Genomic DNA, 232 nt, shown 5'->3' with positions numbered 1-232 from the left:
AAAAAAAAAAAATATTCGCCGGGTGTCTTCACTTACACGAGTTTAAAACACTTGCCTCGTGCCGCAGGGAACAAATCGACCACCGTAGCACGCACAGTGATGCTATCTCACCAGATGTCATGCGCACTGACGATCGAGTTTGCCGTTCTCTTTTCATCGACCTTCGCTTTCTATCACCTCACTCACCGGGTCATGCCGTTCCGCCATGCTTCGCTCTGCTCGATTCTTCCGC

Annotated in this window: 1 protein-coding gene; it reads left to right on the top strand. The window is 50.4% G+C overall.

Annotation, left to right across the window (positions count from 1 at the left end; all coding sequences use genetic code 11):
* Positions 1 to 232, top strand: a 232-nt coding sequence (locus G3N97_RS37605) for a hypothetical protein (protein WP_205997815.1), incomplete at both ends; no start/stop codon positions are given.

Source organism: Paraburkholderia sp. Ac-20347 (genome assembly GCF_017104805.1).
Lineage (GTDB): Bacteria > Pseudomonadota > Gammaproteobacteria > Burkholderiales > Burkholderiaceae > Paraburkholderia > Paraburkholderia tropica.
Note: the sequence above shows the minus strand (reverse complement) of the source record. Positions and strands in the feature narration are given on the sequence as shown.